At 64.2% G+C, this 13,793-nt stretch carries 14 protein-coding genes and 3 pseudogenes; 13 read left to right on the top strand and 4 right to left on the bottom strand.

Going from position 1 to position 13,793, the window contains the following annotated elements; translation table 11 throughout:
- Window positions 1–6 precede the first annotated feature (6 nt).
- From MSP7336_RS22360 to MSP7336_RS22345, 4 genes are all read left to right on the top strand, one after another.
- Window positions 7–450: a hypothetical protein gene (locus tag MSP7336_RS22360; RefSeq protein ID WP_113964644.1), complete on the top strand. Its 444-nt coding sequence runs from the start codon at window positions 7–9 to the stop codon at window positions 448–450.
- 65 nt (window positions 451–515) lie between these two features.
- On the top strand, window positions 516–1,541 hold the full coding sequence (locus MSP7336_RS22355; protein ID WP_181786896.1) for an SIS domain-containing protein: 1,026 nt from the start codon (window positions 516–518) through the stop codon (window positions 1,539–1,541).
- 10 nt (window positions 1,542–1,551) lie between these two features.
- Window positions 1,552–1,971 carry a hypothetical protein gene (locus MSP7336_RS22350; protein WP_142706843.1) on the top strand — a complete coding sequence of 140 codons (420 nt, stop codon included), beginning with the start codon at window positions 1,552–1,554 and terminating at the stop codon, window positions 1,969–1,971.
- Between the two features lie 29 nt (window positions 1,972–2,000).
- Window positions 2,001–3,239, top strand: coding sequence for a thiolase family protein (locus MSP7336_RS22345; protein ID WP_113964641.1), 1,239 nt, complete (start codon window positions 2,001–2,003; stop codon window positions 3,237–3,239).
- 77 nt (window positions 3,240–3,316) lie between these two features.
- Here MSP7336_RS22345 and MSP7336_RS22340 read toward each other — a convergent pair.
- Both MSP7336_RS22340 and MSP7336_RS22335 read right to left on the bottom strand, forming a co-directional pair.
- Window positions 3,317–3,658: pseudogene (locus MSP7336_RS22340) on the bottom strand (cupin domain-containing protein); the annotation flags it as partial.
- Window positions 3,643–4,635, bottom strand: coding sequence for an NAD(P)/FAD-dependent oxidoreductase (locus MSP7336_RS22335; RefSeq protein ID WP_181786894.1), 993 nt, complete (start codon window positions 4,633–4,635; stop codon window positions 3,643–3,645). The pseudogene MSP7336_RS22340 and the gene MSP7336_RS22335, both read right to left, overlap by 16 nt.
- A 150-nt stretch (window positions 4,636–4,785) precedes the next feature.
- Here MSP7336_RS22335 and MSP7336_RS22330 point away from each other — a divergent pair, with 150 nt between their 5' ends.
- From MSP7336_RS22330 to MSP7336_RS22315, 4 genes are all read left to right on the top strand, one after another.
- A complete protein-coding gene (locus MSP7336_RS22330) occupies window positions 4,786–5,400 on the top strand; it encodes a GNAT family N-acetyltransferase (RefSeq protein ID WP_113964638.1) in 615 nt (204 codons plus the stop codon).
- A gap of 28 nt (window positions 5,401–5,428) precedes the next feature.
- Entirely contained in the window at window positions 5,429–6,118 is a 690-nt protein-coding gene (locus MSP7336_RS22325) for a TetR/AcrR family transcriptional regulator (RefSeq protein WP_113964637.1), read from the top strand.
- A gap of 47 nt (window positions 6,119–6,165) precedes the next feature.
- Window positions 6,166–6,561 carry a GNAT family N-acetyltransferase gene (locus tag MSP7336_RS22320; protein WP_113964636.1) on the top strand — a complete coding sequence of 132 codons (396 nt, stop codon included), beginning with the start codon at window positions 6,166–6,168 and terminating at the stop codon, window positions 6,559–6,561.
- Window positions 6,562–6,626: 65 nt separating this feature from the next.
- Complete coding sequence (locus MSP7336_RS22315; RefSeq protein ID WP_069397685.1) at window positions 6,627–7,295, top strand: TetR/AcrR family transcriptional regulator; 669 nt, start codon at window positions 6,627–6,629, stop codon at window positions 7,293–7,295.
- An 11-nt stretch (window positions 7,296–7,306) separates the two neighbouring features.
- Here MSP7336_RS22315 and MSP7336_RS22310 read toward each other — a convergent pair whose 3' ends face one another.
- Window positions 7,307–7,735 (bottom strand): Rid family hydrolase, encoded by a 429-nt coding sequence (locus MSP7336_RS22310; protein WP_113965208.1) that lies wholly within the window; start codon window positions 7,733–7,735, stop codon window positions 7,307–7,309.
- Window positions 7,736–7,875: 140 nt separating this feature from the next.
- Between MSP7336_RS22310 and MSP7336_RS22305 the strand changes: the two genes are divergently transcribed.
- The 3 genes and pseudogenes from MSP7336_RS22305 to MSP7336_RS22295 all read left to right on the top strand — a co-directional run.
- Complete coding sequence (locus tag MSP7336_RS22305; RefSeq protein ID WP_232321108.1) at window positions 7,876–8,313, top strand: hypothetical protein; 438 nt, start codon at window positions 7,876–7,878, stop codon at window positions 8,311–8,313.
- A 52-nt stretch (window positions 8,314–8,365) separates the two neighbouring features.
- A pseudogene (locus MSP7336_RS22300) lies at window positions 8,366–8,605 on the top strand (helix-turn-helix domain-containing protein); the annotation flags it as partial.
- A 107-nt stretch (window positions 8,606–8,712) separates the two neighbouring features.
- Window positions 8,713–8,880 (top strand): annotated as a pseudogene (locus tag MSP7336_RS22295) (response regulator transcription factor); the annotation flags it as partial.
- Between the two features lie 42 nt (window positions 8,881–8,922).
- Here MSP7336_RS22295 and MSP7336_RS22290 read toward each other — a convergent pair.
- Window positions 8,923–10,095 (bottom strand): PPE family protein, encoded by a 1,173-nt coding sequence (locus MSP7336_RS22290; RefSeq protein WP_113964634.1) that lies wholly within the window; start codon window positions 10,093–10,095, stop codon window positions 8,923–8,925.
- A gap of 486 nt (window positions 10,096–10,581) precedes the next feature.
- Here MSP7336_RS22290 and MSP7336_RS22285 point away from each other — a divergent pair, with 486 nt between their 5' ends.
- Both MSP7336_RS22285 and MSP7336_RS22280 read left to right on the top strand, forming a co-directional pair.
- The gene (locus tag MSP7336_RS22285) at window positions 10,582–11,073 is read left to right on the top strand and encodes a DUF421 domain-containing protein (RefSeq protein WP_113964633.1); all 492 of its coding nucleotides are present in this window, start codon (window positions 10,582–10,584) and stop codon (window positions 11,071–11,073) included.
- A gap of 86 nt (window positions 11,074–11,159) precedes the next feature.
- A complete protein-coding gene (locus MSP7336_RS22280) occupies window positions 11,160–13,772 on the top strand; it encodes a LuxR C-terminal-related transcriptional regulator (protein ID WP_113964632.1) in 2,613 nt (870 codons plus the stop codon).
- Window positions 13,773–13,793: the final 21 nt, after the last annotated feature.

Raw genomic sequence — 13,793 nt, 5'->3', positions numbered from 1 at the left:
GAGCGCGTGAACGGTTATTTCGCCGGCGCTATTAGTGGCGTTGTCGGCGGACTCAGCATCGCCGCGCTAGGCATGGCGTACGGCGGGGCAACCGGCCGGGGTCTTTGGGCGCTCCCCAACAGCATCGGTGGTCTCATTCTGGGCCCGAGTCGCGGAGGTGCTAAATCATTTGGAGTGCCCACCTTGGTTGGTGCGGCCTTGCACATCGTTTTCTCGGCCCTATTCGGCGTCATCATCGTTGTCCTCGCGCAGGGCGTCACGCACGCGTACGTCGCAACTGGTGTGGTGGCTGGCGTAGCGCTTTGGCTCATAAACTATGTTGGCATCGGCGCGATTCATGCGGCCTCTCGTGAGGTCGCCAAGCTGAATCCTGTCCCGATCGCGCTCGGACTTCACATCCTGTTCGGGTCGATTACCAGCGTGATCGCCGTCTTGATCCTGCGGTCGTGAGGTGTTCTCGTCATGACGAGGAGACGAGACCGCAAATCTGTTGCCGTCTGCGGCCCATGAGATCGATGACTGAGCCATTTCGGGTCGACCTCGAGAAGCAGGCGCAGGCCTTGCTTGATTTTGAGCGCGCGCCAATATCGTTGGGGCTCTACCCATTAGTGCGCAAACACCATGACCGGATCGTACTGACGGGTATGGGCGGATCGCATATCGCGGCGCTGCCGAGTTGGCGCCGTTTGGTGTCGCGCGGTAAGGCCGCATGGTGGATCGACACCGCGAGCCTGTTGGCCAGCCCCGAACTCATCACCGCCGGCTCTCTACTGATCGCCACGTCAGGATCGGGTAGGCGCGAAGAAATAGTCGCCCTGATGCAAAAGTTCGACGAGACCAGCAGGCCCGCAACCATCGTCGCGATCACCGAGGATGCCGCGAGTCCGTTGGCCCAGTGCGCGGACTGCGAGATTCTACTGCGTAGCCGATCCGTGGGCGGCTTGCCCGGATTTTTGAACACACTGGCCGCTCACGACTATCTCGCGTCGCTGATTCTCCGCGAAGACAGCGCCGACCTGTCATCCGCCGCGCGCGTTGTGGCCGCCACGACGTATCAATCCGTCCTAGGCGAGGTGGCAGCCCGGGTGGTGGCCAATCCGGAATCCGAGCTGGCTTACACCGGGTTTCGCGAACACGCGGCCACGTCCTTATACGCGGGCTTGCTCACCACGCGGACGACCGGCATCGCTGCCACGGGCTACTTTGGTCGGCAGCTCCGTCATGGCTCCCTGCGGCAGGTTGGCACGAATCTGACGGCCGTGCTGTTCAGCGGGCGCGATGCTGCAGCCAACACGGCAGCGGGGCGTCTGGCCCGCGATCTGGTGGCGGCGGGCTCAACGGTGATCGTTGTCGGTGACGCCGACGTGCCCGGAGCGATCGGTATTTGCAGTCCCGCAACGCACAGCAGCGGCCAAGTAGCTCACGGGGTGGTGATCGCCGAGCACTTCGTGTCTGCACTGGCGACAGAATCGGTATCGCTGACACCCCGTGATCGAGAAGTTCTGGTGGCCGCTAACAAGGGCGTGATCGGAGATGGCTGAGGGTGTTGTATTGACACGTGCGGCTGCGCTGCTGACCCTCACACCGGCGGGGCCGAGTCCGACCGGCAGCCTGTCGATCGTGGTCACCGCCCAGGCGCTTGCGGAGTACGATCTTCTGCTCGCCAAGTGTTGCGTCGATATCGACCTCGCCGACGTCCCCGGTGGTGTCCAACACACCTATGAGATGGTCACCAGGCCAATTCGATTGGACACGCTGAGCAGTGATCCGGCCGTAGTGATCCGCGCCATCGACATCGTCGGGCGCACCGACCTCGTGATGGCGGTGCGGTTTGAGCTGAATGACCGGTTCAAACAGCGCACCTCGGTGTTTCGTCACGACTTCGGAGACATCTGCCTCACCGCGGAATCACCGGTGGCCACCAGGCGACTGCCGCTGAGCCGACTCCCTGCTGCCAACGATGCGACGTGAGGGGCTCGCAGCGACGAAAGGATATTCCAATGACTGAGGCGTATGTCCTCGGCGGAGTGCGCACGCCGTTTGCCCGCTACGGGAGCATGCTATCGGCGATCCGTGCCGATGACCTTTTGGCAATGACGCTCAAGGGCGCATGCGAACGAGTGGGCGTTCCCCCGGACGCCGTCGAAGATGTCATCGCCGGGTGCGTGAACCCCGCCCATGAGGGGATGGGTGATATCGCACGATGGGCTGTACTCGCCGCCGGATTTCCCGACAGCGTCGCAGGATTGACGGTGAATCGGTTCTGCGGCTCGTCACTGAGCGCTGCGGTGAGTATCAGTCACGCCATCAAAGCCGGTGATCTCGGCGTGGGCATCGCCTGCGGAGTGGAATCGATGTCCCGGTCGGGCTGGGCGCTGATGAAAGGCGACGCGGCTTTCAGCCCGCGCGGGCCGGTGTTCATGCTCGACACCATGTGGAGTGGTGCCGGCGGCCCGCCGAACCCAGTGTTATTGGCGCGCAACGCCTACATCAGCATGATCGAGACGGCGCAAAATGTCGCGGATCGCTATTCACTGACCCGCGAGGAGATCGACGTATTTGCACTGCGATCGCATCAGCACGCTAAAGCCGCTCGCGACCGAGGGAGGCTGGCGAAAGAGATCATGCCGGTGCCCATCGCGGCGACCAAGAAGACGGCGGCGCGCTTATTTGAGCATGATGAGTTCATTCGCGATGACACCACCGCCGAGGCATTAGCGGCGCTTCCTGCTCAGCCGGGAACCACACAGATGACGGCGGGCAACTCCACTCCGTTGACCGACGGTGCGAGCGCGGTACTAATCGCTTCGGGGGAGCGCGCGGCCGAATTGGGCGTCCGGCCGTTGGCCAGAGTGGTGTCGAGCGCCGTCTATGGAATCGATCCGCTGATCATGGGTATTGCTCCGGCCTGGGCGATGCCGGCGGCGATCCGCCGCGCCGGGCTGACCCCGCAGCAGATCGACGTCTGGGAAATACACGAGGCCTTCAGCGCACAAGCTTTGGGAGTGCTGCGGGAGTTACCGAATCAGCTCGACGGCTTTGTCGTGCCTGATGACAAGCTCACACCCAACGGTGGTTCGGTGGCGATCGGACATCCGTTTGGCGCAACCGGAACGCGCTATTTGTTGACATTGTCCACGGAGCTGCGGGAACGTGGTGCACGCTACGGCGTGATCGGAGTGTGCATCGGCTCAGGGCAGGGTGTAGCGGTCGTAGTGGAAAACCCTGAGGCCGTTTAGCTTTCAGTTGGACTGGTGACGCTCAGTCCCTTTCGCGCCTCAAGCTCCTCTTCGGTAACCCATTGGCGCATCGGTTACCCTGGCGCGTACACCATCGTGAGAACGAAGCTGCAAGGAACGTCGGTGCGGTTGTTGGCGCCCTGGTAGTGGATCACGTCGCCGCCGGGTGCCCAGAACGCGTCTCCAGCGCGCAGCACGCATGGTGCTTGGCCCTCGAGCTCGAACAACATCTCACCATCAATCATGTAACCGAATGCCGGCCCGCCAGGAACGCGATGCGGCGGATAGCCAGGAGCACCCGGTGGATGTTTGATCACAACAGTCATCACATGAGCACCCTCAGGAATCATCGGTGGCTGTACTTCCTGCACCACGGTGATTGTTGATTTCGATTCGGAGTCAGTCATATCCGGCAACATTCGTTACTTCTCTTTGGTTGCGAAACGAACGCACAGTTGTGGGTGATCCAGTGCTCAGCGTCGAGCGCGGCCGCGCAGCCCGCGGCCGCAGCAATGACCGCTTGGCGGTATCTGCGGTCGATCAGGTCGCCGGCCGCAAACACGCCGTCCACTGAGGTGTGGCTCGTATCGTCGCGGGTCCGGACATAGCCCCGGTCGTCGAGTTCGATAAGTCCCCGCAATAGTTCCGAGCGAGGCACTTGCCCGACCGCGACGAATACCGCCGCAACGCCAATGTCGTACTCGGCAGTGCTATGCAGGTCGCGCACCCGCAGCCCAGTGACGTGGTGTGTGCCCTGCACGGCTAGCACTTCGGTGGACGTCAGGATTGTGACATTGGGATGAGTCCGCAGCCGGGCAACGGCGATAGCGGAGGCCCGTAATCGGGGGCGGTGGTGGACGAGCATGACACGGCGGGCTCGCGGTGCAAGATGGAGTGCCTCTTCGATCGCGCCGTCGCCACCGCCGACGACGGCCACGTCGCAACCGGTGAACTGGTCCCCGTCGAGTTTGGCGCTCGTGCTCAGTCCATGACCCGAGAACTCGCGTTCGCCGGGCACATTGAGGGACCGGCCGACGGAGCCCATCGCGAGGATCAGGGTCCGGGCACGACGCAGGCCGTCGCCAATCTCTACGGTCTTGACTTCGCCGTGAACAGCGAATCGATCGACGTCACCTGCGTGAAGCTCGGCTCCGAACCGCTGTGCCTGGTCACGCATCGCAGCCGCCAACGCTGGTCCGCACACGGACGGGGCCAGACCGGGAAAGTTGTCCACCTGCCCGGCGGTCACCAGTGCGCCGCCGGGCCTTTCGCCCTCCACGACGAGGGTGTCCAACCCAGCCCGCGCGCTGTAAATCGCCGCAGTGTAGCCGGCAGGACCTGACCCCACGATGATGACATCACAAATCCGGTCCGCGGATCGAAGGTTGGAGCCCATGCTCCACATCTAGTGGGTCATACGACCCAGTGCAAGTAACGAAGCGAAGTTGACAGGGCAGAGCCGCGGCGATAGCGTTGGGTCAAATGACCCAGTTCTGGGAACGCCGGACGCCAATCCGCGCGGGTACGCGCGGCGGTAGCGGGCGCCATGGCTGAGCATCGCCATGTCGAGCTGGATCCGGCGTCGCGAGAGATCCGCACCTACCGGTTGCTGTTGCGGCCCTGGCGCCTCGACGACGAGAGCGCCGCGCGCACGATCTATGGTGACCCCCAAGTGGCTTCGTGGTTGAGCCCGGCCCTGCCGACGATCGTGGATGCCCCCGAAATGCGGCGCGTGCTGAGTGTCTGGGTGGCTGAAAGCGACGCGACCGGGCTACCGTTGGGCCGCTGGGCGATCATCGACAACCATTCCGGACAGTTGATTGGGGGAGTAGCGCTGCTGCCATTGCCGCCCGGGCGAACCGACCTGGAGATCGGATGGCAAGTAGCCCCCGCCATGTGGGGCCATGGCTATGGAGCCGAAGCAGGTCATGCTGTTGCGCATCAGGCCTTTGACAGCGGGAACGTCGACGAGGTGTACGCGGTCGTGCGGCCGCGTAACAGCCGTGCGGTGGCCACCGCACGACGGGTGGGCATGGAATGGGTCGGCGAGACCGACAAATACTACGGGTTGTCCCTCCAGGTGTATCGACTCCGGAAGGCGGACCTGGACTTGCCGGAACCGGGCTGCGGCCCACCGCCCCGTGGCCTTGGACATGGGTGAGCGTCAAGGAGAGCGTAGGCTGGGTCGGATGACCCAATACGGTTCGGATCGCCTTCCCCCGACCGGGCGGGGGAAGGCGACACGCGACCGGATCCTTGGTTGCGCAGCCGAACTGGTCCTCACCGAGGGAGTTGAGGCTCTCAGTCTGGACAATGTGCGCCGGGCCGCCTCGGTGAGCGGCTCGCAGCTGTCACACTATTTCGGCGATAAGAACGCGTTGATCCGCGCCGTGATCGAGCGGCAGACCGAGGTACTGCTTGACTTTCACCGTCAGCCGGCCCTACGGAATTTGGACACCTTCGACGATTACGAAAAGTGGGTGGAGCTGACGCTGAAGTTCAGCGGCCGCGTGGCCCGCAACCATGCGATGCCGACCTACGGGGCGCTGGCCGGTCAACTGAGCAAGTACGACGAACAGACCCGGGAACTTCTCGCCGACGGCTACCGGCAATGGATTTCGTTGTTGCGCCGTGGTCTAATGCGGATGAAGAAGAAGGGCCTGCTCACCGAGATCGCCAACCCCACGGAGCTGGCTAACGTTCTGGTCAGCGCTCACCAGGGCGGGACTCTGATGACCGGGGCCTACGGCAAGACCTGGCCCGATCGCGACGCGTTGACATTCGCGCTGGCCTATCTACGCCAATTCGCTGCTGACCGGAGTGACAGGCGCTCAGCGACCAGCAAGACGGGACCCCGTCGGGTGGCCGCGCATGCTTGATATCCGCCGGACCGGCGGGTGTGAGGACATGGAAGGGATCCTTGATTGTGACTGAATCACCGACGCCGATGGGCAGTATCGAACGCAGCGCCCACGATGGCCTACGGACGATCATCACCGACGACGCCCAAGACAATCGGTTCGAGGTCGCTGTAGGCGACCAGGTGATCGGTTGGCAGCCCTACCGCCGCTACCGCGGCAACATCGTGTTGATGGCTACCCAGGTTGATGAGCAATGGCGTGATCGGGGTGTCTCCTCGGCCATGATCAGTGGTGTGCTCGCACTGATCCGCAAGGCCGGTCACACGGTCATTCCCCGGTGCAAGATCACGGCTGACTACATTCTGCGCCATCCGGAATACCGGGACATGGTGCCCGACCAGTATCAGGTATTGCTCCGCCCGGTGTCGCGCCCGCCTGCGCCGGCGGCTTCCGACGGATAACCGGGCTGCGTTACCCGTGTAATGAAACCGACTTGTCCGCTTCGGAATTGACACAGCACCACACGATGACCAGTCACAGCAGTGTCGGCTTGACCGCCCGTGGACGCGCCACTCACGCGCGCATCGTGGGGGCGGCTGCCGACTTGATCTATCGCCGCGGCCTGGGCAATACCAGCCTGCGCGACGTTCGCGATGCCGCTAATGCCAGCGGCTCCCAGCTGACGCACTACTTCAGCGACAAACATGCCCTCGTGCGGGGTGTGATCGCATGGCGCCGCGAAGAAGTGGTGGGCTTCCACACCAGGAGTCCGTTGGCCCGGTTGGACAGTTTTGAGGCTCTTCAGGACTGGGTCAATCTCAGTGTGCAGAGGCAACTCGACACCGACTGCGTCAACGGATGCACTTTCGGTTCCCTGGTCGGTGAGCTGCCGCGGGACGATGAAGACTTCCGGGCAGAGGTGAGTGCTGCCTATGACGAGTGGATTGCAGTATTCAGTACTGCTTTGGCCGCGATGCGCCGGCGCGGAGAGCTGCGCCCCGACGCCGATCCACGCCACCTGGCCCGGGCGCTGATCGCGGCCCACCAAGGCGGCTCGCTGCTCACCCAAACCACCAAGAGCGTCAAACCCTTGCGCGACGCCCTCAACGCCGCTGTGCAGTATATTCAGTCGTTCGCGACCAAACCGGTTGTCCCCAATCAACGACGCACACGAACACGTGGGCGCGCGGACTAACCGTAGCGGGCCTACTTGCTGCCGGATCCGACGACAGCGACAACCTCAATCTCAACGCGCTGGTCGGGCAGTGCAAGTGCCTTGACACCCACCGCAGTCCACAGCGGCAGACGTTCGCCGAACCGTTTCCGGAACTGGTCCACCATCAGCGACATGTGTTGACCACCAATGGAATCGTCAGCGGTGGGGACGTGGTAGGAGCGGACATTCACGACGTCACGCCAGCTGGCACCCGCCTCGGCGAGGGTCTTTTCGACGTTGTCACACGCCTTGGCGATCTCGTCCTCCAAGGAGGTGGCCGACAAGGTGAAATCCTCGCCCCAGCCGCCCTGGCCGGAGATCTCGACGCGATCGCCGATGCGTAGGGCTTGTCGGTATAGGTTGCGGCTGCGGGCAATCTCGCCGTATCCCGGGGTGTCGAAGAATTCCAAGTTGGACATGCGCAGTTTCCATTCGTAGCGGTTTGGTTGAGCGTGGACCGAGCCTGGGCGAACTGTCATCACCCTCCAGCACGATTCACCCGGGTGAACGATCGGCCGGGGTGATGACGGTTCACCCTACCGCGCGTCACGCTGCATTTATGAGCAGACCTGAGGAGGTCATCGCCTCGGTGGCGGCGCAGCGCCGCCGCGCCGCGACCACAACCCGAAGCGGAACCTTACTGGGGCGTAACCCGGCCGCTATTCCCCGCGAGATCGAACATCTCGATTTCTCGCTGCAGTGTCAGCTGGCCTTCCTGGACAGCGGGTTTCGATGCGACCGGCCTGCGGCGGCGTATGTGGAATTCCACATGGTCGGCTACTGCAAACGCTTTGACTGTGACGAGAATGGCAATGCGTGCGGCTACGTCTGCGCCAGCCACCTGGAGAGGTTGGGGTACACGGCCGAGTGCATCGCCGGAGAGTTGCAGCCGGCGGGTCTGGTGCGGCGGCTGTCGGGCCGTACCGCTCGATGCCCGAGCTGTGACCGCTCGATCCGGTCCGCCGCCGACATTCTCCAAGTCGTGGTAATCCTTTAGTGCGCAACTTGGTTGTTTGAGTTGGTGTCTGGTCGGTCGATAGCGGCGCATCATGCCTGACGCAGACGGGCTGGCGACATTCCTTCGGACTCGGCGTGGCCTGTTGAAGCCGGCGGACGTGGGGCTAGCCGAAGCCGAAGGGCAGCGCAGACGGGTGACGGGACTGCGCCGCGAGGAAGTCGCGATGCTGGCAGGCATCAGCGCGGAGTACTACCTACGACTTGAGCAAGGCCGGGAACGGCGGCCCTCGGATCGCGTGCTGGCAGGCCTGACCACGGCGCTGCAGCTGAGCGACGACGCCGCCGAGTACATGCGTAATCTGGCCCGCCCTGCAGGTCATAAGCGGCGGCGCGTACCGGAACAACGACTCGATCCCGGTGTTGAGGCCCCAAGGAGCTTGAGGTTCTTCGCTTGCTTGCCACCCGGTTATCGCGGCGGGAGATCGGTGCGCGCCTGTACGTCTCGCTCAATACCGTCAAGACCCACCAGCGCGCGGTGTATCGCAAGCTCGGTGTTGAGCACCGCGGCGCGGCGGTCACCCGGGCGCGAGATCTGGGCCTGATGTAATTCGCCTGCCCGGTACGTGGCGGGCCGTGACCAGTTGTCGTGTCAGTGCCACTTGGGCCGATCCGGCGTCGGCGGGTGTGCCGCGACCGCGGGGCGGTTCTGCGGGGCCGCCCCTCCGAGGCCGCGCAGGGCCGCACTCGCCAACACCGTCTCACCGAGCACGAAGTCGGAACTGACAGATTCGACGATCGTCGGGGCACCGAGGCTGGTGCTCGGCGATGCTGCCGCCAGTCGGGTGATCGCCGGTGCGGACGCGGCCCAGCTCGGCGGGACCGATATGGTGCCGATCGATGCGGCCTGCCCGGCGCTCGCCGACACCGATCCTGGGGTGCCAACGCGCGTGAAACCCGACGCTAGCTGGTTCGTTGGCGAACCGAGCTGGGCACCCAGAGCCGATCCGAGTGGTCTGTGCCCGGGTGCTGGTGCGGGCAGACCCGGTGGTCCCTCCGTCATGCCGCGGTGCGCTTGCGTCAAGCCGGCATTGATCGTCGCGAGTATCGCGGTATACGGAGTCGAAAGGTTCACGAACGACAAGGGATCAAACATGCTGAGAATTTGCGCGATCTGTAGAAGCCCAGAAGTCGACGACGGCGGCGAGGTGAGTCCGGCTAGCACTTGGGGCACAGTCGATATCAGCTGCGGGCTGGCGGCCTGGGCGACTGCTGCGGCTTGATCTGCCAGACCGGCCGGGTTGGTGGCCTGTTCGGGCGGCGTGAATGGTGTCAACGTCGCCGCGACCGCCGACGTGGCCGCATACCCGTACATCGCGGCAGCGTCTTGGGCCCACATTTCGCCGTAATGGGCTTCGGTAAGCAGGATCGCCGGGGTGTTTTGGCCCAGAATGTTGGTCGCGACCAGCATCATCAGCTGCGCGCGGTTGGCGGCGACCACCGCGGGAGGCACCGTCATCGCAAACGCTGCCTCGTAGGCCGCTACTGCTGCCCTGGCACCGGCGGCGGCCTGCTCGCACAGGGTGGCCGTCGCGATAAGCCACGTCACGTAATGTGCGGCGGCGCCTGCCATCGAAACCGACGCTGGCCCCTGCCAGGGCCCGCTGGTCAGCCCCGAGACCACCGACATGTAGGACGCTGCCGCGGAATGCAGGTCGGCGGCCAGCCCATCCCAGGCGGATGCGGCGGTCATCATCGACGCGGAACCCGGCCCCGAATACATGAGCCCGGAGTTGATTTCCGGCGGCAACGCACCGAAATCCATCGTCTACAACCACCTGTCCTTACTTTCGGCGCCGGGCACGCATGCCAGAACGCGCGACATGGGATGAGGCGACCACACCGGTGCTGCAGCAGCTGAATTGGTCGTCTCCGCAACGGATGCGGTGTCATGTTCAGCACATGATGTTTTTCGGTCAGCATTCGCCAACATGGGGTGATTGGTCATCGCCCGGCGAGCTGATCCACCCGGGTGAATTGCGCGGCATTCGGTCCGCAGTCGAACGATGGCGATCAGGCAGGAAGCGTCCGCGAGCTCACGATCAATTGTTTTGGGCTGCAGCCACGTTCACGGTTTGCCCGAAGACTTTGTCCTGGTTGTCGATCTTGCGATGCACGATGACGGGTGAAAGTGGTTCACCCGGGTGAGTAAGGGGTCGGGGTGATGACAGTTCACCCCACCTGGCTCCAGCCTTCTTGCAGAAGCCGGGAGAGGTCGCGTCGAGGACTCATTGCTGAAACGGAAACAGGTGTGGAACACATCGTTCATGTACTGATCGGTGACCTATCCGGCGCAGCCGATGCCGCGATCAAGACGTCGGCCCTGTTCTTCACTGCCGCGATCTTGCTTCGCTTCACAGAGCGGCGCACTCTCGCCGAATTCGCGCCGTTTGACTGGATCGCCGCCGTCGCTGCGGGCGCGATCGTCGGCCGAGCGGCCACCGCGACTGATACCTCGTGGCTGAGCGCAACCGTGGCGCTCGTCTGCCTGCTGCTGGCGCACGCGGTGTTGACGAGGTTGCGCTTCGTTCCCTGGATGCGCAGGTTTGTTGATCCTCCCCTGAAAGTACTGATTCGGGACGGGCAGGTGGACCGACGTAACCTCCGCCGATGCGGCCTCACCGCAGCCGACCTGCAGGCCGTGCTACGACAGCACGGGCACGACAGCGCCGACGGTGTTCACCTCGCTATCTTCGAAGCCAAGGGCGCGATCTCGGTCCTCTGCGCTGATGCGAGGAAGTAATCGCTTCGGCACTGAAATTTCAAGTTTCTTTGTCAAAGTCACCCGATGCCGCGCCTCGCGGGCCTAGCCGCTCGTACCCTTTTAGGGTGCGCTTGTCGTGGCCGTTAATAGGCCGCTCGCAGGAGATGCGAGCCATCGAGACCGCGCTCTGCGCATCGGATGTTTCCGGGATCGTCGTCCACGGGGCCGCGGGTGTGGGCAAAAGCAGGATCGTGCGCGAGGCCTTGTCGGTTGCTGAGTCGCGGGGATACGAAACCCGGTGGGCAGTCGGCACATCATCGGCGCGGACGGTTCCGCTCGGTGCTTTCACCGCATGGGCGCCCTCAGATGTCAGTGACACTGTCAAGTTGTTGCGGGGAGTGATCGAGTCGCTTACTGCGGCACCCGAAGGCGTCAGGGTGGTGGTGGCTGTCGACGACGTACAGCTCCTCGATGATTTGTCGATATTCGTGGTGCACCAGATTGTGCAGCGCGGCGAGGCGAAAGTGGTCCTCACGGTCCGCGACGGCGAACCGATTCCCCCTGCGATAACAGAGATAGTCAAGGTCGGCTCGTTCGACCAGCTCGACCTGCAGCCGCTGTCGCTCGAAGAGACCACGTCGTTGCTCTCGGCCGTCTTGGGCGGTTCGGTGGATCCCGATGCGGCTCAGCGGCTGTGGAAGCTGACTCGCGGCAACGTCTTGTATCTGCGCAACATCGTCGAACAGGAGGTCGCCGACGGCCGGCTCGTGCAACAGCATGGGTTTTGGCGGTGGATCGGGGATCCGAAGATGCCGTCAGGGCTGGTTCAGCTGATCGAATCCCGGATCGGGGCCCTGCCGGCGTCGGTGAGCGATGTCGTCGAGGCGCTGGCCGTGGGCGAGCCGATCGAGCTGGCGGCCCTGAAGCGGATCACCGATTCTGCGGCGGTCGAGGAGGCCGACACCCGTGGGTTGATCACGCTCGAGCCTGTCGAGGGTGGTGTGCAGGTCCGGGTGGCGCATCCGCTCTACGCCGAGGTACGCCGCAGGCGTGCGGCACCGACCCGGCTGCGTCGGCTGCGTGGACTGGTTGCCGACGAACTCGCCGCATCCGAGGACCGTGACGACCTCCAGGTCGTGGTGCGCCGGGCAGCGCTGAGTCTGGACTCCGACCTCACACCCGACGCTAACTTGCTCACTCAAGCCGCCCATGGCGCGGTCTGGCTGGCGGACCTGCCCCTGGCCGACCGCCTTGCCCAAGCGGCAGTCGCCGCCGGCGCGGGGCCGGAACCGAACTTTGTTCGTGCGCATGCACTTTCGTGGCTGGGGCGCGGTGAGGACGCCGACGCGGTGCTGGCTGAGATCCAGAGCAGCGAGCTGACCGACGTCGAGCAGGCCCGATTGGCGTTTTTGCGGGCCAGCAACATGCTCTGGGCGCTGGGTGATCCCCCGCGAGCGAAAGAAATCATCGACGATGCGTCGGGTGTCACATCACCGGAGGCCCGTAGCTATGTCGATGCCTTTCTCACCGTGTACTGGTTTGCGGTCGATGATCCGGACGCGGCCATCCGGGCCTCGAAAAAGCTTGTGTTGGAGGATCTTCCGGCTGTCGTCGGTGCGGAAATAGCGTGGGTTCTGGCTGACATATCCGCCGATGCGGGGCGCGCCACTGAAGCGGTGGACGTCGCGGACGCGGGTTATGCCGTTGCGGCACGCTCATTCGACGCGCCGCATATGAGATTCAACATCGCCGACGCACACGTCAGCGCCCTGCTGCTGGCGGGTCGGATTGCCGATGCCCTCGATGTGGCCGAGCGGGTGCGTCGGCAGGCGGCCGACCTTCCCGGGGCGGTGCAGTTGCTCGGTGCTGCCGTGGCGGGGCGGGCCGCCCTGGGTGCCGGACGCCTTGATTCCGCGGTGCCGTTGCTCGAGCAGGCAGCAACAGGACTGGCCGCCACGCATGCGCTGGGCTGGGGGTACCGCTATCAGGTCCCGCGCGCGACAGCGCTGGCCATGCGGGGTTCGACTGGCGAGGCCGCGGCAGCGCTTGCCGGCCTGGACAAACAACGACGCGCGTTCCGGTCGCTCGATTATGAATTGAGCCTGGCTCGGGCGTGGCTGGCCGCGGACCAGGGCGCCGTCAGCGAGGCGATCGCCATCTCGTTGGCAGCGGCCGAAAGGGCCCGTGCTGAGGGGCAGTTCGCGGCGGAAGTGCTATGCCTGCAGACCGCCGTGCAGTTCGGTGATTGCACCAGCACAACCAGGTTGCACGAGCTCGGATCAATGGTCGAGGGGCCGCGTGTCGGTCTGGTTGTGCGGTTCGCCGAGGCGCTGCGCAACAGCGACGCCGCCCAGTTGGCTGTGGTGTCAGAAGAATTCGAAAGCATGGGCGATCTGGTCGCAGCTGTCGACGCGGCCGCGCACGCCGCCGTCGCGTATCGCAGCCAAGACCTACGCGGATCGGCGCTGGGATGTGCGGCGCGGGCCGCCAGCCTGGCCGAACAATGCGGCGGGGTCGATACGCCGGCGCTTCGTCAGACCACAGGGTCGTTGCCGCTGACCCATCGCGAACGCGAGATCGTGATGCTGATCGGTGAGGGATTGTCAAACCGCGCGATCGCCGAGCGATTGACGGTTTCCGTGCGCACCGTCGAAAGCCACATCTACCAGGCGATGGCGAAGACCGGAACGACCAGCCGCGACGAACTGGCTGCGTTGCTACGACCGCAATCTAAGTAGGGCCGCGCCGAGACTCGGCAA

The organism is Mycobacterium shimoidei (assembly GCF_900417275.1).
GTDB classification, from domain to species: domain Bacteria; phylum Actinomycetota; class Actinomycetes; order Mycobacteriales; family Mycobacteriaceae; genus Mycobacterium; species Mycobacterium shimoidei.
The sequence above is the reverse complement of the archived record's forward strand: the minus strand, read 5'-3'. Positions and strand labels throughout refer to the sequence as shown.

Bases quoted from the DNA above. Each gene is read 5' to 3' on its own strand.
- MSP7336_RS22355 (WP_181786896.1), top strand. From the start codon at position 516: ATGACTGAGCCATTTCGGGTCGACCTCGAGAAGCAGGCGCAGGCCTTG.
- MSP7336_RS22345 (WP_113964641.1), top strand. From the start codon at position 2,001: ATGACTGAGGCGTATGTCCTCGGCGGAGTGCGCACGCCGTTTGCCCGC.
- MSP7336_RS22335 (WP_181786894.1), bottom strand. From the start codon at position 4,635: ATGGGCTCCAACCTTCGATCCGCGGACCGGATTTGTGATGTCATCATC.
- MSP7336_RS22330 (WP_113964638.1), top strand. From the start codon at position 4,786: ATGGCTGAGCATCGCCATGTCGAGCTGGATCCGGCGTCGCGAGAGATC.
- MSP7336_RS22325 (WP_113964637.1), top strand. From the start codon at position 5,429: ATGACCCAATACGGTTCGGATCGCCTTCCCCCGACCGGGCGGGGGAAG.
- MSP7336_RS22315 (WP_069397685.1), top strand. From the start codon at position 6,627: ATGACCAGTCACAGCAGTGTCGGCTTGACCGCCCGTGGACGCGCCACT.
- MSP7336_RS22310 (WP_113965208.1), bottom strand. From the start codon at position 7,735: ATGTCCAACTTGGAATTCTTCGACACCCCGGGATACGGCGAGATTGCC.
- MSP7336_RS22305 (WP_232321108.1), top strand. From the start codon at position 7,876: ATGAGCAGACCTGAGGAGGTCATCGCCTCGGTGGCGGCGCAGCGCCGC.
- MSP7336_RS22290 (WP_113964634.1), bottom strand. From the start codon at position 10,095: ATGGATTTCGGTGCGTTGCCGCCGGAAATCAACTCCGGGCTCATGTAT.